Origin of the sequence: Gorillibacterium sp. CAU 1737 (genome assembly GCF_039888655.1) — a bacterium.
Lineage (GTDB): Bacteria > Bacillota > Bacilli > Paenibacillales > NBRC-103111 > Gorillibacterium.
On the sequence record NZ_JBDQQO010000001.1, the window covers coordinates 343597 to 364434 of the forward strand.

21 protein-coding genes are annotated in these 20838 nt (G+C 54.2%); 17 read left to right on the forward strand and 4 right to left on the reverse strand.

Annotation, left to right across the window (positions count from 1 at the left end):
• Positions 1–65 precede the first annotated feature (65 nt).
• Entirely contained in the window at positions 66–1163 is a 1098-nt protein-coding gene (locus AAFN83_RS01610) for a GntR family transcriptional regulator (RefSeq protein ID WP_347766600.1), read from the forward strand.
• Positions 1164–1348: 185 nt separating this feature from the next.
• Here AAFN83_RS01610 and AAFN83_RS01615 read toward each other — a convergent pair whose 3' ends face one another.
• A complete protein-coding gene (locus tag AAFN83_RS01615) occupies positions 1349–2371 on the reverse strand; it encodes a LacI family DNA-binding transcriptional regulator (protein ID WP_347766601.1) in 1023 nt (340 codons plus the stop codon).
• Between the two features lie 382 nt (positions 2372–2753).
• Between AAFN83_RS01615 and AAFN83_RS01620 the strand changes: the two genes are divergently transcribed.
• The 8 genes from AAFN83_RS01620 to AAFN83_RS01655 all read left to right on the forward strand — a co-directional run bounded on the left by AAFN83_RS01620 (position 2754) and on the right by AAFN83_RS01655 (position 11764).
• The gene (locus tag AAFN83_RS01620; protein ID WP_347766602.1) at positions 2754–4067 is read left to right on the forward strand and encodes a sugar ABC transporter substrate-binding protein; all 1314 of its coding nucleotides are present in this window, start codon (positions 2754–2756) and stop codon (positions 4065–4067) included.
• A 78-nt stretch (positions 4068–4145) separates the two neighbouring features.
• Positions 4146–5459 (forward strand): carbohydrate ABC transporter permease, encoded by a 1314-nt coding sequence (locus AAFN83_RS01625; protein WP_347766603.1) that lies wholly within the window; start codon positions 4146–4148, stop codon positions 5457–5459.
• A complete protein-coding gene (locus AAFN83_RS01630) occupies positions 5456–6292 on the forward strand; it encodes a sugar ABC transporter permease (protein WP_347766604.1) in 837 nt (278 codons plus the stop codon). The genes AAFN83_RS01625 and AAFN83_RS01630 overlap by 4 nt, the downstream gene beginning before the upstream one ends.
• Complete coding sequence (locus tag AAFN83_RS01635; RefSeq protein WP_347766605.1) at positions 6289–8046, forward strand: alpha-amylase family glycosyl hydrolase; 1758 nt, start codon at positions 6289–6291, stop codon at positions 8044–8046. The genes AAFN83_RS01630 and AAFN83_RS01635 overlap by 4 nt, the downstream gene beginning before the upstream one ends.
• A 217-nt stretch (positions 8047–8263) precedes the next feature.
• On the forward strand, positions 8264–9223 hold the full coding sequence (locus AAFN83_RS01640) for a metal ABC transporter solute-binding protein, Zn/Mn family (RefSeq protein WP_347766606.1): 960 nt from the start codon (positions 8264–8266) through the stop codon (positions 9221–9223).
• 3 nt (positions 9224–9226) lie between these two features.
• A complete protein-coding gene (locus tag AAFN83_RS01645; RefSeq protein ID WP_347766607.1) occupies positions 9227–9964 on the forward strand; it encodes a metal ABC transporter ATP-binding protein in 738 nt (245 codons plus the stop codon).
• Positions 9961–10887, forward strand: coding sequence for a metal ABC transporter permease (locus AAFN83_RS01650; protein WP_347766608.1), 927 nt, complete (start codon positions 9961–9963; stop codon positions 10885–10887). Before AAFN83_RS01645 ends, AAFN83_RS01650 begins: the two co-directional genes overlap by 4 nt.
• On the forward strand, positions 10877–11764 hold the full coding sequence (locus AAFN83_RS01655) for a metal ABC transporter permease (protein WP_347766609.1): 888 nt from the start codon (positions 10877–10879) through the stop codon (positions 11762–11764). Before AAFN83_RS01650 ends, AAFN83_RS01655 begins: the two co-directional genes overlap by 11 nt.
• A 55-nt stretch (positions 11765–11819) precedes the next feature.
• Here AAFN83_RS01655 and AAFN83_RS01660 read toward each other — a convergent pair whose 3' ends face one another.
• Complete coding sequence (locus AAFN83_RS01660) at positions 11820–13613, reverse strand: alpha-glycosidase (protein WP_347766610.1); 1794 nt, start codon at positions 13611–13613, stop codon at positions 11820–11822.
• Positions 13614–13763: 150 nt separating this feature from the next.
• Complete coding sequence (locus AAFN83_RS01665) at positions 13764–13940, reverse strand: hypothetical protein (protein ID WP_347766611.1); 177 nt, start codon at positions 13938–13940, stop codon at positions 13764–13766.
• 161 nt (positions 13941–14101) lie between these two features.
• Between AAFN83_RS01665 and AAFN83_RS01670 the strand changes: the two genes are divergently transcribed.
• From AAFN83_RS01670 to AAFN83_RS01705, 8 genes are all read left to right on the forward strand, one after another.
• Positions 14102–14293 carry a hypothetical protein gene (locus tag AAFN83_RS01670; RefSeq protein WP_347766612.1) on the forward strand — a complete coding sequence of 64 codons (192 nt, stop codon included), beginning with the start codon at positions 14102–14104 and terminating at the stop codon, positions 14291–14293.
• Between the two features lie 51 nt (positions 14294–14344).
• A complete protein-coding gene (locus AAFN83_RS01675) occupies positions 14345–14626 on the forward strand; it encodes a hypothetical protein (RefSeq protein ID WP_347766613.1) in 282 nt (93 codons plus the stop codon).
• Between the two features lie 125 nt (positions 14627–14751).
• On the forward strand, positions 14752–14961 hold the full coding sequence (locus tag AAFN83_RS01680) for a CsbD family protein (RefSeq protein WP_347766614.1): 210 nt from the start codon (positions 14752–14754) through the stop codon (positions 14959–14961).
• Between the two features lie 175 nt (positions 14962–15136).
• The gene (locus tag AAFN83_RS01685) at positions 15137–15802 is read left to right on the forward strand and encodes a tetratricopeptide repeat protein (RefSeq protein ID WP_347766615.1); all 666 of its coding nucleotides are present in this window, start codon (positions 15137–15139) and stop codon (positions 15800–15802) included.
• A gap of 98 nt (positions 15803–15900) precedes the next feature.
• Positions 15901–16248, forward strand: a complete 348-nt coding sequence (locus AAFN83_RS01690) for a YtxH domain-containing protein (protein WP_347766616.1) — start codon at positions 15901–15903, stop codon at positions 16246–16248.
• A gap of 140 nt (positions 16249–16388) precedes the next feature.
• Complete coding sequence (locus tag AAFN83_RS01695; RefSeq protein ID WP_347766617.1) at positions 16389–17420, forward strand: polysaccharide deacetylase family protein; 1032 nt, start codon at positions 16389–16391, stop codon at positions 17418–17420.
• Between the two features lie 99 nt (positions 17421–17519).
• Positions 17520–18332, forward strand: coding sequence for a glutamate racemase (racE, locus tag AAFN83_RS01700; protein ID WP_347766618.1), 813 nt, complete (start codon positions 17520–17522; stop codon positions 18330–18332).
• Positions 18333–18463: 131 nt separating this feature from the next.
• Entirely contained in the window at positions 18464–19687 is a 1224-nt protein-coding gene (locus AAFN83_RS01705; RefSeq protein ID WP_347766619.1) for a M14 family metallopeptidase, read from the forward strand.
• On the opposite strand, the gene AAFN83_RS01710 is transcribed toward AAFN83_RS01705, so the two are convergent.
• A complete protein-coding gene (locus AAFN83_RS01710) occupies positions 19684–20790 on the reverse strand; it encodes an AI-2E family transporter (protein WP_347766620.1) in 1107 nt (368 codons plus the stop codon). The two genes, AAFN83_RS01705 and AAFN83_RS01710, sit on opposite strands and share 4 nt — an antisense overlap.
• Between the last annotated feature and the right edge of the window lie 48 nt (positions 20791–20838).

The window sequence follows — 20838 nt, forward strand, 5'->3', positions numbered from 1 at the left end:
TGTACGGACAACATCCGCTTTGCTACAATAGGGGACAGACAAGTCGGACGGGATGGCGGAGGAACATGACGAAAGCAGAACCGAAATACAAGCAGTTGAAACGGGAGCTTTTGACTCAAATGCAAAATGGGCGCAGAAAGCCGGGGGACATGCTTCCATCGGAGTTTGAGCTGGCCGATCAGTTTGGCATGAGCCGCCAGACGGTAAGGCAAGCCATGGGGGAGCTCGTTCAGGAAGGCCTGCTTCGGCGTGTGCAGGGCAAAGGCACCTTTGTGACCGAAACCCGAACCACGGCAACCGATCTTCAAACCATCGGGATCGTGACGACCTCGATTTCGGATTATATTTTTCCCTTGATTGTAAGAGGGGCGGAAGCTACCCTGCGGGAAAAGGGCTATCGACTCCTGCTGTCCAGCACGGATAACGACAAGGACCGCGAACGGGAATGCTTGGAGATGATGATGAGCCATCCCCTCAAGGGGCTGATTATTGAACCGACCAAAAGCGCCGGTGGAAACCCGAATTTGGCGTACTACCTGGACCTGGATCAGCGGGCAATCCCCTACCTGATGATCAATGAACGATACGGAGAGCTGCAATGCCCTGTTGTGAAGATGGAGGACGAGCTCGGCGGCTTTCTGGCGGCTGATCATCTGCTGAAGCTCGGGCATCGGCGAATTGCGGGCTTCTTCAAGACAGATGACCTGCAAGGCTTGAACCGGCTGAAGGGCTTCATTCGCGCCCACCGGGAAAATCGAGCAGAGCTGCCATCCCGGCAGGTCATTCAATACACGACGGAGGAGAAGGCGGAAAAGCCTTTTGCCGCGGCTCTCGCGATGTTGAAGGGAGCGGATCGTCCGACAGCGTTCGTCTGCTATAACGATGAGCTGGCGGTTAAGCTGCTGGAGGCCGCTCGCCGACTTCGCCTCTCGGTACCGGAGGACCTGTCGGTTGTGGGCTTTGACGATGCGTCGCTGGCTACCGCGACCGAGGTCAAGCTGACCACGATCGCCCATCCCAAGCTTGAGATGGGCGTGTATGCGGCCAAGCAGCTCATGGCGATGATTGAGCAAGGCGGCGCATCCTCTTCTGTTGACATGGTATATGAGCCCATCTGGGTGGAACGGCATTCGACCTGCCCGCCTCCAGCTGAAGCCATGTAGGGAGAGATAACGAGTTCTTCAATCTGTACCGGACTCGGGCTGCTTTTGGGGAGTCATCTACTCCTCACTCGCCTGAGGCTGCCTCACATTACGCAATCCGGTTATAAAACAAACAGCCTCTCCTGCCGGAAAAACCGGCGGGAGAGGCTGTTTTGCGTTTAAGGAGCCCAAGCGGATGGGGAGTGCTAGTTGACGCGGAAGAGGGAGGACTCTCGGACGATCAGCCGATGAGGAATGATGAGCCGATTCTGAGAAGCGGGCTCTCCCTTCACGATCTTGTGCAAAAGCTGGGAAGCCGTGTACCCGAGCTCGTAGATGCCGATGTCGATGCTGGTAAGCGGCGGCGAAGTCAGCTCAGTCACGGCGATGTTGTTGAAGCCGACCAGGCTGATGTCCTGCGGCACCCGCACCCCGAGCTCAGTCAGCCCGCGCAGCACCCCGAACGCGACCATGTCGTCGATGACGACGAAGGCGGTCGGTCGCTCCGGCTGGCTCATGATGATCGACATGGCCCGGTAACCGCTCTCCTGCAGGAAGTCACCTTCCAGAATCCATTCGGGCCGGAGCGGAAGACCGGCGCTTTCGAGAGCCTTCAAATACCCTTCCTTGCGATCCTCCGAAATCACCAGGTTGGGCGGGCCGCTGACGAAGCCGATCCGCTGATGGCCTTGATCGATCAAGTGGCGGGTGGCATCGAACGCGGCTTGCTTGTTATCGGTATCCACCGTGTAGATCGGCGTCTCGTAATTGCTCCTGCCGACCAGCACGAACGGAAAGTCCTGCTTTTGCAGAAACTCGATGGTGGGGTCTTCCTTGCGGGAATAGAGCAGGAGAATGCCATCGACCTTGCGTCCGCGCACGAGGCGGGATACGGCATCAACCTCTTCCCGTTCCGTAGCCCCGGTGGTCATCATCAGATCGATCTCGGCACGTGAGCATTGAGTAAGGATTCCGCGGATCAGCTCCGAAAAGAAGTGATTGAGAAACAACTCTTCAGCCGGCTTCGGCAGCACCAGCCCGATGGAATTGGTTGTTTTGGATACCAGGCTCTTGGCGATGCTGTTCGGCACATAGCCCAGCTCATCCATGATTGTGCGAATCCGCTCTGTTGTCTGAGGGCTGATTCGCGAGCTTCCCGTAATGACGCGCGACACCGTGGAAGGAGAGACCCCGGCTTTCTTGGCAACGTCGATGATGGTTACGGCCATGCTGCTACCTCCATTTGTACAAACGTTTGTCCTACTCGTTACTGTACCGTACTTTGCTTATCCTGTAAACTGATGGTGTTTTTCCGGCATGATTTAAATTGCGAAAAAGTGAGAAATCGAGAGAAAAGCGATGGAAACGAGAGCCATGGGCGGGTTTTCCTTGGGTATTGGCGGAAGTATACCCTTTAATGCAAATGCGCTTTGGTGTATGATTCATTTGCACAGTATTAAGCGCTTTCAGATGTGCAAACGCTAAGTTTGTGGGGGTCAATTTGGTGGCAAGCCATCGGTTGCGCAACAATTTGCACAAACGTTTGCTCAAAAAAGCGGAAAAAGCTCTAGTAAGTCGACTATCCATTTCATGAAAGGTGGGTCTTTCGAAATGACAGGAAAGAAAGCGGCAACAATCCTATTGGCGGCTTCATTGGTCGCAAGCTTGGCAGCATGCAGCAAGAGTGAATCGGGGTCTAGTGCTTCACCGGAGGCATCGCAAGTGCCTTCTGCTTCTACAGCGCCTTCTGCATCCGAGGCTCCAGTTGAGGAAGCACTTCAACCTGAACCGGGCGCAACTTTGAAAATCTGGGAAGATAAGCCTCAGCAAAGCTTCGTTGAAGCTCGCATCAAGGAATTCCAGGAAAAATACGGGGTGACGGTAACGTTTGAGGAATTGCCTCCCACGGATCAGGTCACGAAGCTGACGACGGACGGTCCCGCCGGACTTGGCGCAGATGTTGTCGTATTTCCCCATGACAAGGTTGGCGGTGCTGTTCAAGCCGGTCTGATCCTGCCCAACGACGTCTTCGCTGGCGAAGTAACGGCTGCGAACGCCGAGAATGCCGTCAAAGCCGTCACATTCGAGGATGTCTTGTACGGCTACCCATACAGCATTGAAACCTATGGGCTGTTCTACAACAAGAAGCTGTTCCCGACGCCTCCTACAACCTTTGACGAAATCATTAATTTTGCAAAAACCTACAACGACCCGAAGAACAACAAGTATACGCTCATGTGGGAGCTGCAGCAGTTCTATTACGACTTCGGCTTCATGGCCACAACCGGCGGTTATATCTTCGGCGACGACAACACCAATAAAGAGGACATCGGGCTGAACAATGAGGGAGCCATTGAAGGCATCACGTTCATGAAATCCCTTAAGGATGCGGTCCTGCCGGTCAAAACCGGTGATGTCAGCGGCGATATCAAGAATGGACTGTTTTCGGACGGTACACTGGCTTTGGATATTAACGGGCCGTGGAGAATTAGCGAATTCAAGGAAGCTGGCGTTGATTTCGGCGTAGCTCCACTGCCTTCCTTTAACGGTAAGCCGATGAAATCCTTCTCCGGGGTAAAAGGATACTACGTCAACGCCTTTACCAAATACCCGAACGCTTCCAAATTGTTGGCTGAATTCCTTTCCAACAAGGATTCGCAAATGAAGAACTTCGAAATGAACGGCACTTTGCCTGCCAACAAAGAAGTGGCGAGCGATCCGAAGGTAACCGGGGATCCGACCAACCAAGCCTTCCTGAAGCAATTTGAAAACTCGGTTCCGATGCCTTCTCTCCCTGAAATGAATAGTGTTTGGGGACCGATCACCTCCGCGATCAGCGACATCTGGGATGGAGGAAAGGATGTAAAGACCTCCTTGGATACAGCTGTCCAACAGATCAAGGATTCCATGAAGTCCTCCAAATAAAAACAGCCGATTCAGTGAATCACCCGTCGCAGCAGTCGGCGGGTGATTCCGACTTACAGTGGAGAGGAGCCATACGCCATGAAACAGCACCGGACAACGGCTGCGATATTGTCTGTATTGGTGCAAGGGTTAGGCCAATTCTATAACGGGCAACGATTAAAAGGGATCTTGCTCGCTGCAATCGAGGCGCTGGGTCTCGTCTATTTGATTCCAAGGTTCAGCCATGCGATGTGGGGCTTGGCAACGTTAGGCGAGACGACTCAAAAATTCGTTAAGGTGAAAAACTCAGTCGTCCTGCAAAAGGGCGATCACTCCATCTTTCTGCTGCTCGATGGCATGATTGTCTTGCTTGTGTTCCTCCTGTTTGCCCTTATCTATGTTCTTACGATCCGCGATGCTTATCAAACGGGAAAACTGAGGGATGAAGGAAAGCGAGTGGCTGGCTTTTCCAAATCCGTTAGCAACCTGAAGGACAACTACTTTCCTCATTTAATGCTTTCCTTGCCGGCAGTAGGTGTTCTGTTTTTCACGATCATGCCGATCTTGTTTACAATCCTCTTGGCTTTCACCAACTACTCGGCACCTGACCATATTCCGCCGGCGAAGCTGGTCGATTGGGTCGGCTTCCGGACCTTTACCGATCTGGTTCAATTGAAATCATGGAGTCGCACCTTTTTTGGCGTTCTTTCGTGGACGATCATTTGGGCTGTAACCGCGACAATCACCACCTATTTCGGCGGCATGCTCGTCGCTCTTCTCATCGAACAGAAGGGTATCCGGTTCAAGAAGATGTGGCGCACGATCTTGATTCTCCCGTACGCCATTCCTCAAGTGATTTCCTTGCTGATTATGAGAAACCTCTTTAATGGTCAATTCGGGCCCATTAATCAATATTTTAAAGCGTTCGGACTCGACGGCCTTCCCTGGCTGACCGATCCTTTCTGGGCAAAAGTGACGGTCATCATCGTCAACATGTGGGTCGGGATTCCGGTCAGCATGGTGCTGATTCTCGGTGTGCTGACATCGATTCCGAGGGATCTGTATGAGGCGGCTGAAGTGGACGGAGCTACTTCCTTCCAGAAATTCCGCATCATCACGCTTCCGTTCATCCTGTTCACGACGGTACCGGTGCTCATCATGCAGTTCGCGGGCAATATCAACAACTTCAACGTCATCTTCCTACTGACCAACGGAAATCCGATGAAGGGCGAGTATCAATACGCGGGAGCCACGGACTTGCTTGTTACCTGGCTGTACAAACTGACGCTGGACAACAGCAAATTCAATATGGCTGCCGCGATCGGGATCATCATCTTCCTTATTATCGCTTCGTTCTCCATCTGGAATTTCCGGCGTTCGCGGTCGTTTAAAGAGGAGGATATGATCCAATGAAGAAAAAAAAGAATGTGCTTTGGCTAACGATCAGCTATCTGATTCTTATTGCGATTGCCGTTGTCGCGATCTATCCTGTGCTATGGATTGTCTTGTCATCTCTGCGACCGGGTACGGCTTTATACAGTCAGCATTTTATACCAAAACGCTTTACGATCATCCATTACAAAGAGCTGTTCACAACCAAATCCTTTATGTATGGAACCTGGTACCTGAACACGTTGAAAATCGCAACATTAACAATGATTCTGTCGACCTTTCTGGAGACGCTTGGCATGTACTCGCTGTCTCGATTCCGCTTCAAGGGTCGGCAGACGGCTTTGACGTTAATGCTGGTGCTTGGCATGTTTCCGAGCTTTATGAGTCTCACTGCGATTTATATCATTCTGATGCAGCTCAACCTGCTGGATACGCACACAGCTATCATTCTTGTCTATTCGTGTGGAGCGGTGCTTGGAGGATTCATTGTCAAAGGGTTCTTTGACACGATTCCGCGCAGCCTGGATGAGGCTGCTCGAATTGACGGAGCGAGTCACATGAAGGTCTTCACCCGGATCATCCTGCCTCTGTCTCGGCCCATGCTGACCTATGTAGCGCTGACGAGCTTTGTAGGCCCGTGGATGGACTTCATCTTTGCGAGACTGGTTCTTCGCACCAAGGAAAAGTGGACGGTTGCCGTAGGGATGTGGGATTTGGTCAGCCGGTATCAAGACAGCAACTTCACGCTGTTTGCGGCCGGTGCGGTGTTGATCGCCATTCCGATCACTCTGCTGTTCTTCTTCCTGCAGAAGTTCCTGGTACAAGGTCTGACGTCGGGAGCAAACAAAGGATGACTCAAGCTTATTTCAATCACCAGGAAGGGAACCGATCTTCGGTTCCCTCTTTCAAATGGCGAAGGAAAATGTCGGCCATTGGGCTCGTTCTGCTGATAGTCGGAACAGGACTCCTGTCGGGTTGCACCAAGAGCGAAGATAACGCAGATCCAGCAGCTAGCCTCAAACCGTCTGCTGCGACGGTCGCTTCCGCTCCGGTAGGTACCCAGGCACCTTCGGAAAACCCGGCTCCGACAGTTGTTCCTTCCGTTGCGGAGACGCACCAGCAGCCATCCACGGCCTACTATCAAATCTTCGTGCGCTCCTTCTATGATTCAAATGATGACGGCATCGGGGACTTGAACGGGATCACGGAGAAGCTCGACTATATCAAGGAGCTGGGGTTCAGGGGAATTTGGCTCATGCCGATCATGAAATCTCCGAGCTATCACGGCTATGATGTCGCGGACTATGAATCGGTGAATCCCGATTACGGAACGGTAGAGGATCTCGCTCGTTTGACACAGGAAGCCCACAAGCGGGACATCAAGGTCATTCTGGACTTCGTCGTGAATCACACCAGTACGGAACACCCATGGTTTCTGGATGCGGCCAAAGGACCAAGCAGCAAGTACCGGGACTGGTACATCTGGGCGGAGGATCAGAAGCGGGAGCCCGTCGGAACCAGTGCGGCAAGCGCGGGAAGTCCGTGGCACTCCGTGAATGGCTCGCATTATCTCGGGATCTTTTGGCAGGGGATGCCCGATCTGAACCTGGACCATCCGGATGTGCGCGCAGAGCTGATCAAATCCGCACAGTTCTGGTTAAAACAAGGAGTGGACGGCTTCCGTCTGGATGCCGCGAAGCACGTCTACGAGGACTTTTCCGACCAGAAGGGAAAGCCCGAGATTTTCGCCAAGAATGCGGAGTGGTGGCAGGTCTTCCGCAAGGGACTGGATGAAGTGAATCCGAATGCTTACCTCGTGGGTGAAGTGTGGGATTCGGCGGCGGCTTCCGGACCTCTTTTGAATAAGGGGCTGAATGGAACCTTCAACTTTGAGCTGGCTTCGATGCTGATTAGCTCCGCACGCACCGAATCTGCCTCCGACTTCGCAGGCAAGCTGGAGCCGGTGTACACTTATTTCGATAAGACCTCTGAGGGGAAGTTCCTTGACGCCACCTTCCTCACCAACCATGACCAGAATCGGGTCATGAACGAGGTAGCCCAAAACGTCGACCATGCGAAGATGGCGGCGGGACTGCTTCTGACGCTTCCCGGGAATCCCTTTGTCTATTACGGAGAAGAGATTGGGATGAGAGGGACAAAGCCGGATGAACAGATTCGCGAGCCCTTCCTCTGGTATGCCGGCGGGACGAAGGGAAAAGGGCAGGCCGCCTGGGAGCCACTTCAAGCGAACGTGAACCCCGGCACCGGTTGGTCGGCAGAGGAACAACTGACGGACTCGAACTCGCTTCTTGCCCGGTACCGAACTCTGCTGCACTGGAGAAAGGAAAATGCAGCATTGAAAAACGGGGGGATCGCCCGTTACGACACGGGAGCGAAGACGGTGGCCGGGTTCTGGCGCACAACCCCGGAGGAACGAGTGCTGGTGCTGCACAATTTGTCCGGCAAGCCTCAGACGGTCACCGTAATCGGTACTGGAACCAGGACGAACTCGACTTCGGCAGTCCTTCTTTACAGTACCTCGGACAGCGTCAAGCTGGAAGCCGGTAAGGTTGAGCTTCCGCCCTATACGACGGTTGTGCTTCAATAGGCATGATCGGAAATGGAAGTCGGCGAGCAACGCCATTCTTACTGCGATGAGCAGAAGGATGGCGTTATTTGTTTTGCTATAACTTTTCAGAAAAATTTAATGAGAATAATACTCATTCCACTTGACAGGATCGTACCGAGGAAACTATGTTGTATATAATAATATATTTTTCCCTGAGGAAACAAAATTATCTTCGAGAAACAGGAGGGTCAACCCAATGAAAAAAAGATTCAGAACATCTCGATTTCTGGCGGGAGCCGTAGCCCTATTGGCAACGGGCTTGCTTTTAGCCGCTTGTGGAGAGCAGGAACAAGCGACAGGAACGGCACCAGAAGGCAGTAAGCTCCGCATTGTGACGACCATCGCGCAAATTGCCGAACCTCTATCGGTGATCGGCGGGGATCAGGTACAGGTAGAGAGCTTGATGGGAGCAGGTGTTGATCCTCACCTCTACAATGCGACGCAGGGGGATATCCGCAAGCTGGAGGAGAGCGACATGATCTTCTATAGCGGACTGCACCTGGAAGCCAATCTGATTCGAGCGTTTGAGGAGATTGGCAAAACAAAGCCCACGCTTGGAATTGGCGAGACGGTGCCTGTGGATCAGTTGCTGAAGGACGAGGAAGGCAACGTAGATCCCCACATCTGGTTCGATATCGACTTGTGGAAGCAGGGGCTGTCGGCTGCCACAGAGAAGCTGAAGGAGCTTTCCAAGGAGCATGCCGATTATTTCGAAGCGAATAAGGTGAAGTATTTCGCCCAACTGGATGCGCTAAAGAAGAAATCCATCGACAAGATCGGAGAGATCCCGCAGGATAAGAGGGTTTTGATCACGGCGCATGACGCTTTCCGTTATTTTGGCCGCATGCTGAATCTGAAGGTCATCGGGCTCCAGGGACTGAGTACCGAGGATGAGGTGGGGCTGACGGATATTGAAGATACCGTCAAGCTTCTGATGGAGCACAAGGTTCCGGCTGTGTTTGTGGAAAGCAGCATCAACCCCGCCTCGATTCAGGCCGTTATCGAAGGTGCCAAAAAGCAAGGGCTGGATGTCAAGCAAGGCGGGGAGCTATTCTCAGATGCGATGGGAGCAGCAGGTACCTCGGAGGGGACTTATCAAGGAATGTACAGCCACAATGTGGAGACCATCTACCACGCCTTGATCGGAGGGGAGTAAGCCATGCAAGCTGTGTTGAAGGTAAACGGACTGACCGCTTCCTACCATCGAAACAAAGTGCTGGATCAGGTGAGCTTCGAGGTAAAACCAGGAACGCTGACAGCCATTGTCGGACCGAACGGAGCGGGGAAGTCTACCCTCTTGAAGGCGCTGCTCCAGCAGCACCCTACATTGGCTGGTGAGGTTTCGTTCTTCGGCTCACCTTACCCGAAGGTCAAAGCCCGCATTGGGTACGTGCCCCAGCGCGGCTCCGTGGATTGGGACTTTCCTACCCATGCCCTTGATGTTGTTCTCATGGGGCTGTATGGACAGATCGGATGGTTGAAATGGCCGAAGAAGGATCACCGGGAAAAAGCCATGCAGGCGTTGATGGAGATGGGGATGGAGGACTATGCCAAGCGGCAGATCAGCCAACTCTCGGGAGGGCAGCAGCAGAGGGTGTTTTTAGCGAGAGCACTGGCCCAGGATGCCGATCTCTACTTCCTAGATGAGCCCCTTGCTGGTGTAGATGCGACGACGGAGCGAGTGATTATGGCAACCTTGAACGCTTTGAAGAACAAGGGGAAGACGGTACTGGTGGTCCACCATGATCTGCAGACCGTTGAGGACTATTTCGACCATGTCCTGTTATTGAATCGTACTGTCATGGCCCACGGGCCGACCGCAGATTCCTTCACCAAGGAGACAATCGGTCGGACGTATGGAGGAGTTCTTCGTTGGATGGGGGAGAAGTCCGGATGATTCAGCTCTCGCATAATGCGCAGTGGGTACTCTTAAGCACTTTTATTCTGGGGATTGCAGCGGGGGTCGTCGGCTGCTTTGCCTACTGGAAGCGGCAAAGCCTGATGAGCGATGCCCTGTCTCACGCGGCTCTCCCCGGTGTTGTCATTGGATTTATGGCCGCAGGCGTCAAAAGCTTACCCGCCATGATTGCAGGAGCTGCCATCAGTGCCTTGCTGGGCGCAGCATTGATTCAGGGGATTCGTTCATCCTCCAGGGTGAAGGAGGACGCGGCTATGGGGATCATTCTCTCCGTATTCTTTGGACTCGGCATCATGCTTCTCACTCTCGTCAATCGAATGGGTGGCGGAAACCAGAGCGGGCTGGACAGCTTCATCTTCGGGCAGGCGGCATCGATGGTACGGCAGGATGTTTGGATCATGACCGCCCTTGCGCTCCTTGTCCTTATGGTTGCAGCGGTCGGCTTTAAGGAATGGAAGCTCTTCTTGTTCGACTCCGCTTTCGGTGGGGGCTTGGGCCTCTCGGTACGCTGGATGAACGGTTTGTACGTGTTTGTACTGGTGCTGGTGATTGTCATCGGCATTCAATCGGTAGGCGTCATTCTGATGTCGGCCCTGTTGATTATTCCCCCGGTCAGCGCCCGTTATTGGACGAATTCCTTCGCCGGCATGGTCGTTCTGTCCGGACTGCTTGGAGGTGGAGCCGGTATGCTTGGAACCCTGATCAGCACGATGGGCAAAGGGTGGCCAACCGGTCCCTTCATTGTTCTGGTGGCGTCCGGCCTGTTCCTTGTGTCGCTCTTCTTCGGTACCCGGAAGGGACTGTTGATTGTGCAGTTGGAGCAGCGCAGCCAGAGGAGGAGGTTGACTAGGGCCTCTATTGACATGCGAAGCCTGAAGGAGGAGTACAGCCATGAGCTATAGCGGATGGATTCTTCTAACCGCTTCCCTAGTCGGGTTATCCTGTGGATTCATTGGAGTGCTGTTGATCTTAAGAAGAATGGCCATGATGGCCGATGCCATCAGCCATACGGTGCTCTTGGGCATCGTGATCTCCTTCCTGATTACCCGGGAACTGAGCGGGATATCCATGCTGATCGGCTCGATCGCGGCGGGACTTCTCACTTCGGTGCTTGTTCAATGGGTTCACAATCGAGGCGTTCAGCAGGAGGCAGCGATCGGCATTGTCTTCACGACGCTGTTCGCCTTGGGCGTGGTGCTCATTGCGACGAAGGTCGGAAATGCCCATCTTGACGTCAAGCATGCCCTCATGGGGGAGATTACTTTTATTCCTTGGGAGACAATTACCCTTCCGGTACTTGGCGCTATCCCTGAAGCGGTCTTCCTTCTTTCGATTGTGTTGCTTGTCGTTGTCGTGATCCTGGTCCTCTTCTATAAAGAGTGGAAAATCACCGCCTTCGATCCTGCTCTGGCGGCCAGTCTTGGGATTCCGACAGCTCTCCTGCATTATGTCTTTATGTCACTTGTCTCCGTTACCACCGTGGCTTCCTTCGATGCCGTCGGTGCGATCATGGTCGTCGCCATGCTGATTACCCCAGCTTCGGCGGCGTATCTCTGGACCGACCGCTTGTCCGTCATGCTGCTGCTCAGCGGTGCCTTCGGCGTTTTATCTGCTGTGTTGGGTTATTCCGTCGCGGTCTGGTTGGATACCTCCATCTCGGGGTCCATGGCCTTTTCCACCGGTATTATATTCGGCGTTAGCTTTCTACTGTCCCCCAAGCATGGCATGATTGTCAAACGGGTCAGACCGTCTATGGCAATAGGGAAGGAAGAAGCATAGAAAGACGCCTCCAAACCACTAACCCGTGGATGGAGGCGTCTTCGCTAGTTACAGTTTACAGAGCTTTTTCTGCCTTGTCTTTCTTGACGAGAATGGAGAACCCATAAGCGGGGAGAGTCAAGGCAACCGCCTTTTTCTTGCCGGAAGCGGCGGGTTTCTCCTTCGCGGATACTCCTGCTTCTTCTCCGGTCAGCCAATCAACCCAGCGGCCTTCTCCAATCGGAAGGGAAAGAGAGGCTTCCTTCTTCGAGGCGTTAACGGCTACCACAATGTGCTCGCCATCCAACTCGCGTTCGTAGGCGATGATCGGGCTGCCGGGTTCCCGAAGCAGGAAGCGCAGCTTCCCGGTTCGGAGGGCGGGATGCTCCTTGCGGAAGCGGATGATGGCTTGGTAGAACCGGAAGAGGTCAAGGTCCTGCTTGCTCTTGTCCCATTCCATACATTGCCGACACCCCGGGTCTTCTCCACCGGTCAGGCCCACTTCATCTCCGTAGAAGATGCAGGGAACTCCCGGATGGGTGAATAGAAGCGCAACGGCGGCTTTCATCATATCCTTGTTGTCCTTGCACCGATACAGGAGACGTTCCGTATCGTGGCTGTCCAGCAGGTTGAAGGCAGCGTCGGTAATCGCTTTGGAATGGGCGGCGATTTGATGCCCGACCTCGGCAGCATAGCCTGCGGCATCCAGCTTGCCTTTGGTGACAAAGTGGATGACGGCATCCGTAAAGGGATAGTTCATGACGGCATCGAACTGGTCCCCTTGAAGCCAGGGCAGAGAATCGTGCCAGATCTCGCCCAGGATATAGGCTTCGGGATTGGCTTTCTTTACGACGGCCCGGAACTCGCGCCAGAATGCGTGATCCACTTCGTCTGCTACATCCAGCCGCCAGCCGTCTACCCCGATGTCCTCGACCCAATAGCGGGCCACCTCGAGCAAATACTGCTTCACCTCGGTATTCTCGGTATTCAGCTTCGGCATGATCGGTTCGAAGGCGAACGTATCGTAGGTCGGCAGTCCTTCTTTTACCGCGAGCGGCCATTCCCGAACATGGAACCAGTTGGCATAAGGCGAGTCCTGCCCTTTTTCCAGCACGTCCACGAAGGGCTTAAAGCCGTTTCCGCTATGGTTGAATACAGCGTCCAGCACCACTTTGATTCCGCGCTCATGGAAGGCGGCGACCAGGTCTTTCATCAGTTCGTTGCTGCCAAAATGGGGATCAATCTTCATATAGTCGGTGGTATCGTATTTGTGATTGGTCGTAGCCTCGAAGACCGGCGTGAAGTAGACCGCGGTAATGCCCAGCTCTTGCAGATGATCTAAATGGTCCATCACGCCTTGCAAGTCGCCGCCGAAGAAGTTCGTTCGCTCCGGTTTGCCGCCCCATTCCTCCACCTCGGTCGGGTCGTTCAGGACATTGCCGTTGGCAAAGCGCTCCGGGAAAATTTGATAGAACACCGCGTCTTTCACCCACTCGGGGGCGGAGAAGATTTCACCGGCATGAAGGAACGGATACTCGAACAGTCCCCAGGAATCCGGCGGGGTTTCCTCGAAGAAGCCCTTTTCGGTAAACCACAGGGTTTCGCCTTCTGACTCCAGCTTGAACGCGTATCGAAGGCGTCGAAGGGGAAGCGTGACCGTGGTTTCCCAATAATCGAACAGGGCGTCCGAGATCAGGCACTCCATCGGCTTAACGCCATTGCTGTTTTCCCAATCGTACTTGTCACCATGCAGCAGACTGACCTGGGTCATGTCGCCTTTTTTGGTTTGGAGGCGGATTTGAACGGTGTGGGAGTCGATGGCAAACGCCCAGTTCATCTTTGGACGGTGAAACACAGCTTCGAGCAGCATGAGAACACACTCCTTTATCGAATGAAGGTTGAGCGCGGAGCATGCAAAAAAGGTACACCCTCTGCATACTCAGCGAGGTTGTACCTGTTCGGTAGCATTGCCTTTGAATTGCTTCTATTATAGCAAAAAATCCCTTGAAGAAGCAAGGGGTTAGCCATCCAAACCCGCGCGGCAGAGGGCTTCCTCGGCCGAATCCCTGCTTTTCGGCGAGTACGCCACAAGACGCACTTCCACCCCGATCGCTTGTGACATTCGGGCCTCCAGCTCGCCAAGCTCATCCACCCATTCGTCATGCTCCCTCAGGTTGGTGTATTGATAAGATTTCATGCCGTTCTCCTCCCTTTGTTCAGGAAACGCTTCGCTTTGGCTTCATCTTTGCCTTTTCTAGACCTTGCTATACGTACTTGCATCATTCTTCTAGCGGCAGGGGAATCTGAATATGATGGAAAAAAAGAAATTCTCGTGAGAAGAAAGAGGTGCTGAGGAGAATGGACCCACGCGTGCAAATGCCTCTGTTTAAGCATGATCGGATGCAGTATTTGCAGGAGATGGCCGAATGGCATCGGTCGCTTGCCACCGAACCGGGGAACGAAGGCGTCTTTCATTCGGAACGGGCGCGCAATTATTTGGAAATGCTGAAGGGAAAACCGGAGGAGCAGCCGGAGAACTATTATTCCTGAAGTTCTGCATATGAATCCGATTTGAAAGCCTTCCCGTTTGGATGGCACCTGGTGCGGTTAAGAAGAAGTAATGCCTTCAACCTGACCGACCGGGGGGAGCGAGCGATGGAGGATGAATTGCTGGAAAAGTACGGGGAATTTTACTGCAGTCGCTATGTGGCCAAGAATCAACCCTGGATTCGAACCATTCCGTTTGGGGAGTGGGTGGAACGCCAGCTTACCTTAAGACAAGGAGCCGCTTTTGCCCGGATGGGGGAGGCTTCAGAGGAAGCGGACCTTGCCGGTGCAGACGGCTTTGCTGATGCAGATTTCCCTTTGCCAGAGATTGCTTAGCGCGAATACTTACTTATGGAGGACCCTCCCGGTGCGGAGGGTTTTTCGTTTCATTAGGTGATGAAGCGGGTAAAGAGACATGTGCCACCAGAACCTCATTATAGACAACAAAGGAGTGGATCCTCTTGAACGAACACGTACTGAAAGGGAAATGGATGCAGGTCAAGGGCGAAGCCCGGAAACAGTGGGGGAAGCTCACCGATGACGACCTGGATATTATCGCCGGGGAAAAGGATAAGCTGATCGGCAAGCTTCAGGAGCGCTATGGACACAGCAAGGAAGATGCGGAACGGGAATATGAGAAATGGACGAACGACTGGAAGAGTCCGGTCTGAATCTCTTCTCTGCCCGCGTTCCGGATAGAGTGCGGAGCAATGACCTGCAAATCGGGAAGCCTTTCTTAAGGCGGCCGGCTTGCAGGTCTTTTCAAGTTGCGGGGCTCTACCGACGACTCTGCAAAGGGTCCCTTCTGTGCTATACTGGAAGCAAATGTGAAGGGGGAGGAACCCCGTGGGTAAATTTTTTCTATTTGGCCTGTTCGCGTGGCTAACCGGCAGCCCGCTCATGGCTTTGCTCGTTATTCTCGTTCTCTATTATGTTCTGGATCGCCGCTTCATTGGCATTCTTCCGAGCGTGTCGGCTCCATTGAAGCGAAACCGTCGACTCCGCGAGCTGCGTCAGCACCTCCGTACGCATCTGCATGATACGGCTGCGAAGGTGGAGGTGGCCCGCCTTTATCTGGCTAAGAAGAAATATCGGGAGGCAGAGCCCTACCTGCGGCAGGCTCAGCCGATCATGGAGGATTCCGCGGAAGTCATGGTTGAGCTGGGCTTGTGCCGGTTGAAGCAGGGAGATTTGGCAGAGGGACGCGAATGGATCGTTCGAGCGCTGGAGATCAATCCGCGCGTCGCTTACGGGGACCCTTATCTGTGGCTTGGAGAAGCGCTGGCTGAAACGGACCCGGAGAGCGCGGTGAGCTATCTCCAGCAGTTTCGCGAGATCAACAGCTCGTCCGTGGAAGCCTATTACCGGCTTGGCCTGCTCTTCTCGAAGGTCGGCAAGCAGGCGGAGGCCAAGGAGGCATTCCGCGAAGCCGTGGAAGTCTATCGCTCCCTCCCCAAGTACAAGAAGCGATCGGAACGTCGTTATGCGTTGTTAGCCTCCGTTCGGCGATAAAAAGATTCGCAAACCAGTGTCAAATCGGCTCCCCCCCGCTATACTGTAGTATCCAAAAGCATAGGCATTCGTCTATAGCGGGAAAGGGAGCGGAAAAGATGAGCCAAACAAAAGGCAAACCATTCTTGATCGGAGCGGTTGTGGGCAGCACCCTCGGAGCGATCAGCGCTCTGCTGTTTGCCCCGAAGGCGGGCAAGGAGCTGCGCGGCGATCTGGCCAACCAGGCGAAGGCGGTGGGCGAGAAGTCTCAAGCCATTGTCAAAACAGTAGGCGATCACACGACCGAATGGGCTGGAAAAGTGAAGGATGCGGGGAGCTACGTGCTGGATGAACTGCGCAGCTTAAAACCCGGAAAGAAAGGGGAAGCAATCCCGGAGGAAGTGGCCGCGATTTCTTCTTTCACCGATGAAAGTGAGCTTTCAGACAACCCCGGTCAGAACGGATAGCTCTCCTGCAATTTTCTGAATCCTCGTAACCCGCTTAAACCGCGGAGTGCGGGGATTCTTTCGATTGGCAGGGGGAGGAGAGACAGGAAATGGGCGAAATCTGTCGAAGTACATACCCAATGCGCAAGGGGGGACTTCTCATGGCAAATCGTCGATTGTACCCGTTGGCTGCTGCTGTCGCTCTGCTTGGAATGGTAACGACGGCCTGTTCAAGCTCCTCGAATCAGGGTGCGGCACCAACAGAACAGCTCGCAACACCGATTGCATCCCTTTCGGTCACTTCAACCGCTTCACCCCTGCCTTCTGTGCCCGGTCTGTCACCGACAGCTTCCGTTGTACCGACTCCACTTCCAAGCATCGGGGAGGCTGCTTCACCTTCACCTGAAGAAACCTCCTCCGTCGTCCCGTCGATATCCCCGACTGCCCAGCCAAGTCCATCTAGCGAACCAACGCCGACTGCATCAGCATCCCCCTCTTCGGTGGCGGGAGATCGAGCGGCTTTGTCCTGGTATTACCTAAAAAAAGGGGCCGGGATCGTCCCGGGTTTTCCGAAGGAAGTCAAAGCATACGGCCCGGAGCGGAAGGCGGTGTATGTCGGGGCCGGCCATAAGGTTTATTTAACCTTTGATTCCGGCGGCTCCTTGGACGCGTCGGATGAGTTTTTGGCGATTTTGCGCAAATATGACGTGAAGGCAACCTTCTTCCTGGTCGGGTACAATGTGAAGAAGGACGAGACGTTTATCAAGAAGCTCTTGCAGGAAGGGCACCTCGTCGCCAATCATACGATGAGCCATCCGGACATGACAAAGCTTACGGACGAAGAAGTGGACAAGGAGATCCAAGGCTTCGAAGCCTTGTTTCAAGAGGTCACAGGTCAACCTCCTGCCAAGTTGTTCCGATTCCCTTACGGAAAATACAGCCTGCATCTTCTCGAAAAGCTCACCTCGATGGGCTACACTTCCGCCTTTTGGTCCACGGCGATGAGGGACTGGGAGCCTCGCAAGAACGGGCCGGAGGATGCGTACCGGGATGTCATGAACGGGCTTCATGATGGAAACATCATTCTTATGCATCTAGGTTCGGATGACAACCTCAAGGCGCTGGACCGCATCCTGCAAGGGATTCAGGAGCAAGGATATACTTTTGGGCTGTTAACGGATTTCTCCAGTTGAGCAAGTTGTCCCCCTTAGCGGCTGTACGTTTCCGGAGACACTGACATATCTTGAAGAGAAAGAGAACCATCATCCGGGAATAAAGGAAGCGTTCATCTCGTGAATCAAGCCATTGCCGTTATGGATTCAGGTGTCGGCGGATTAACCGTTGTGAAGGAAATTCTGGGGCAGCTTCCCCAGGAGCCGGTCATTTATTTTGGAGATACAGCGCGGGCTCCTTATGGCTCGCGTGACCCCGAGGAGGTGGTTCGCTTCACGTGTGAAATTGCGGATTACCTCCTGCGCTATCAGCCGAAAATGATCGTGCTGGCCTGCAACACGGCGACGGCGGTGGCATTGGAAGTCATTCGCTCGCGGGTAAGCCTTCCCGTCATCGGGGTCATTAAACCGGGAGCACGCGCGGCAATCAAGGCGAGCTCAAACGGCCGGATCGGCGTCATTGGCACAGAAGGGACGGTGCGAAGCGGTGCTTATGACGAAGCCCTTCGCGAGATATCCCCTCAGCTTGATATCGTCAGCCAGGCCTGTCCGGAACTCGTCCCCCTTGTGGAGGCGGGAGACTTCCGCTCTTCCCGGGTTTATGATGCGGTCCGCCGATCCTTGGCCCCGCTCAAGGGAAGGGATCGGGATTGCCTCATCTTGGGATGTACGCATTACCCCTTCTTGGCCGGACCGATTGCAGAAGCGATGGGCCATGACGTACAACTCATCAATTCCGCCGAGGAGACGGTACGTGAGATTGGAGCCATTCTCTCCTATCACGAAAAGCTGGCGAGACCGGCTGACAGTCGGCCGAAGCATCGCTTTCTATGCAGCGGCGATCCGGTCATGTTTCACCGCATTGCCCAAGCGTGGCTCGGCGACCAGCTAGACGAGAACGCATTCGTCGGGCAAGTTCACTCTACCTGCTGATGACGTACAAAGACCTCGATGGCCGAATAGCCGTCGGGGTCTTTGTACGTTTGGGCTGGCCTATTCCACCCTGCTTTGGCATATAGTAGCTACATTGCGAAGGGGAGGAACAAGGAAAGGTGGAGAGAAGCATGGCCTACCCGTACACGGTTCAACGCGGAGATACACTCTACCGGATAGCGCGCAAAACAGGCATCTCGTTGGGAGAATTGGCTGCGGCCAACCCGCAGCTGGAGGGTACCGTCCTCTACCCGGGGCAGGTGCTGACCATCCCCGATCCGGTTCCGAGGCATTATGAGGTTCAGCGGGGAGATACCTTTTACGAGATTGCGAAGAGGTTCAACATTTCGCTGGAAGACTTGCTGCGAGCCAACCCGGGTGTGGATCCGGGCCGAATGCCGATTGGAACGCGCCTCGTCCTGCCCCCGAGTCGAGGAATGGCGGTGGTGGTTCCGGCATGGCCGTACGGGTACCCCGAGGTTACGGAGGATTTACAATTGCTCCAGCTCCGCTACCCCTTCCTGGAGGTCGTGGAGATCGGGGAAAGCGTACTGGGTAAGCCGCTGCCAGCCGTTAAAATAGGCGAAGGACCCGTAAGGGTGCATGTAAATGCCGCCATCCACGCGAATGAATGGATCACAGCCGCCGCGGCCATGAAGATGGTGGAGGAGCTGAGCGCTGCTTATCAGAGCGGAACCCCCTTGCAGGGGAAAGACGTACGTTCTCTGCTCTCATCGGTTACGCTATGGGTGGTTCCGATGTTGAATCCAGACGGAGTTGAACTTGTACAGGAGGGACTGACTGCTGAACACCCTTATTCCGCTCAGCTTTTGGAATGGAACGGGGGGTCTTATGACTTTCAGGGCTGGAAGGCGAACATTCGCGGGGTCGATCTGAACGATCAGTTTCCCGCCGGTTGGGAGACGGAGAGAGACCGCCGAGCGGTATCAGGACCGGGTCCTCGCGATTGGCCGGGGGAAGCGCCCCTCACCGAGCCGGAAGTGATCGCCATTGCGGAATTCACAAGGAACAACGGCTTTCGAGTGGTGGTGGCGCTGCATACCCAAGGGCAGGAAATCTACTACACCTACCGGGGGTTGGAGCCTCCCATCTCTTCTGTCATGGCCGAGGATTTCGCAAGAGTGAGCGGGTATACCCCCGTTCCGAATATCGAAAGCGACGCAGGCTACAAAGACTGGTTCATTCAAGAGTATCGCTTGCCCGGGTTTACGATCGAAGCAGGAAAAGGAGCGAATCCTTTGCCCGCGGACCAGTTTCCCGCCATCAAGCGAGAAATTACGGCCATCGTGCTGGAATCGCTCCGAAGGGCTCCCGAGGTGGAAGCCGGGGATTAACGGGACCAGGGAGGAGTTTCGTATTCATCCTCCGGCAGCCGGATCCAGCGCTGGAGGTAGCCTTGCACATAGAGAGCCTTGAGGGTAATGATCAGAATGGGCGAGAGAATAAGGCCCGCCACCCCAAACAGCGACATGGAGATCACCATAAAGGCGAGCATTGTGAAAGCCGAGACGCCCAGGGTATCGCCGGTAATCTTCGGTTCGAGAATTTGACGAACCAGGAGAACCACGGCGAGCAGGACAGTAAGGGAGATGGCAAGCGTCGTTTGGCCGACCACGAACAAGTAGATAATCCATGGGATGAAGACCGTGGAGACACCCAGCAGCGGCAGCAGATCGAATACAGCGGCCAGAAGCGAAATGGAGAGCGCGTTGTCAACCCCCAGCACCAGAAGCGCGATGAAGATGACGACGAAGGTGACGGTAATCATCTTGAGTTGGGCACGAAGGTATCCGCCGATTCCGGCAAGGACATTCACACGCAGGAAGGTAAAAGCTGTCTTGAAGGTTCGCGGTGTTTTCTCCCCCGCGAGCCTCTTCCATGTGTCGATCTCGATACTCAGGAAATAGGCGAGTACAATGGCAATGACGAAGTTCAACATAAAGGAAGAAAAGGACGTCAGCCACCCGATCAAAGCCCCGAAGAACGCGGTCATCCAACGGGAGAGGAAAGAGAGGGCCGTACTGCTGTACTCCTGGAGCTTCGCCATGAGGTCCGGCGGGAGAATCTCGCTCAGCCGGCTTTGCCAGCTGCTGGATTGGTCCAGGACGAGGGACTGCACCTGCCCGCTGTACAGGGTGACCTTCTCGGCGATATTATGGAATTGCAGGACGACGACGGCGCCAAGCCCAAACAAGACCCCGAGCAGAACCAATACGAACAACAGGGTGGAGATGGTGGTGGCTAATGTTTTCTTCATCCCGAGGCGATGAAGCCGTTTCGCCAGCGGTTCGATGATGGCGAAGATGACAAGCGACAAGAAGATCGGCGTGGCAATTTTGTAAAGAAAGCTGAAAAGCAGCATGAACAGGTAGACGGTAACGGCGATGAGGGCAATATCAAATACCGTCTTGTAATACTTCCGGTAGAACGACATCATAATGGATAAGGTCACCTCTTGTGGCCAAAATGGCGAGTCGTCGGCATC

Coding starts and splice junctions, on each gene's coding strand:
- AAFN83_RS01610 (WP_347766600.1), top strand. CDS start 66: ATGACGAAAGCAGAACCGAAATACAAGCAGTTGAAACGGGAGCTTTTG.
- AAFN83_RS01615 (WP_347766601.1), bottom strand. CDS start 2,371: ATGGCCGTAACCATCATCGACGTTGCCAAGAAAGCCGGGGTCTCTCCT.
- AAFN83_RS01620 (WP_347766602.1), top strand. CDS start 2,754: ATGACAGGAAAGAAAGCGGCAACAATCCTATTGGCGGCTTCATTGGTC.
- AAFN83_RS01625 (WP_347766603.1), top strand. CDS start 4,146: ATGAAACAGCACCGGACAACGGCTGCGATATTGTCTGTATTGGTGCAA.
- AAFN83_RS01630 (WP_347766604.1), top strand. CDS start 5,456: ATGAAGAAAAAAAAGAATGTGCTTTGGCTAACGATCAGCTATCTGATT.
- AAFN83_RS01635 (WP_347766605.1), top strand. CDS start 6,289: ATGACTCAAGCTTATTTCAATCACCAGGAAGGGAACCGATCTTCGGTT.
- AAFN83_RS01640 (WP_347766606.1), top strand. CDS start 8,264: ATGAAAAAAAGATTCAGAACATCTCGATTTCTGGCGGGAGCCGTAGCC.
- AAFN83_RS01645 (WP_347766607.1), top strand. CDS start 9,227: ATGCAAGCTGTGTTGAAGGTAAACGGACTGACCGCTTCCTACCATCGA.
- AAFN83_RS01650 (WP_347766608.1), top strand. CDS start 9,961: ATGATTCAGCTCTCGCATAATGCGCAGTGGGTACTCTTAAGCACTTTT.
- AAFN83_RS01655 (WP_347766609.1), top strand. CDS start 10,877: ATGAGCTATAGCGGATGGATTCTTCTAACCGCTTCCCTAGTCGGGTTA.
- AAFN83_RS01660 (WP_347766610.1), bottom strand. CDS start 13,613: ATGCTGCTCGAAGCTGTGTTTCACCGTCCAAAGATGAACTGGGCGTTT.
- AAFN83_RS01665 (WP_347766611.1), bottom strand. CDS start 13,940: ATGAAATCTTATCAATACACCAACCTGAGGGAGCATGACGAATGGGTG.
- AAFN83_RS01670 (WP_347766612.1), top strand. CDS start 14,102: ATGGACCCACGCGTGCAAATGCCTCTGTTTAAGCATGATCGGATGCAG.
- AAFN83_RS01690 (WP_347766616.1), top strand. CDS start 15,901: ATGAGCCAAACAAAAGGCAAACCATTCTTGATCGGAGCGGTTGTGGGC.
- AAFN83_RS01695 (WP_347766617.1), top strand. CDS start 16,389: ATGGCAAATCGTCGATTGTACCCGTTGGCTGCTGCTGTCGCTCTGCTT.
- AAFN83_RS01705 (WP_347766619.1), top strand. CDS start 18,464: ATGGCCTACCCGTACACGGTTCAACGCGGAGATACACTCTACCGGATA.
- AAFN83_RS01710 (WP_347766620.1), bottom strand. CDS start 20,790: ATGATGTCGTTCTACCGGAAGTATTACAAGACGGTATTTGATATTGCC.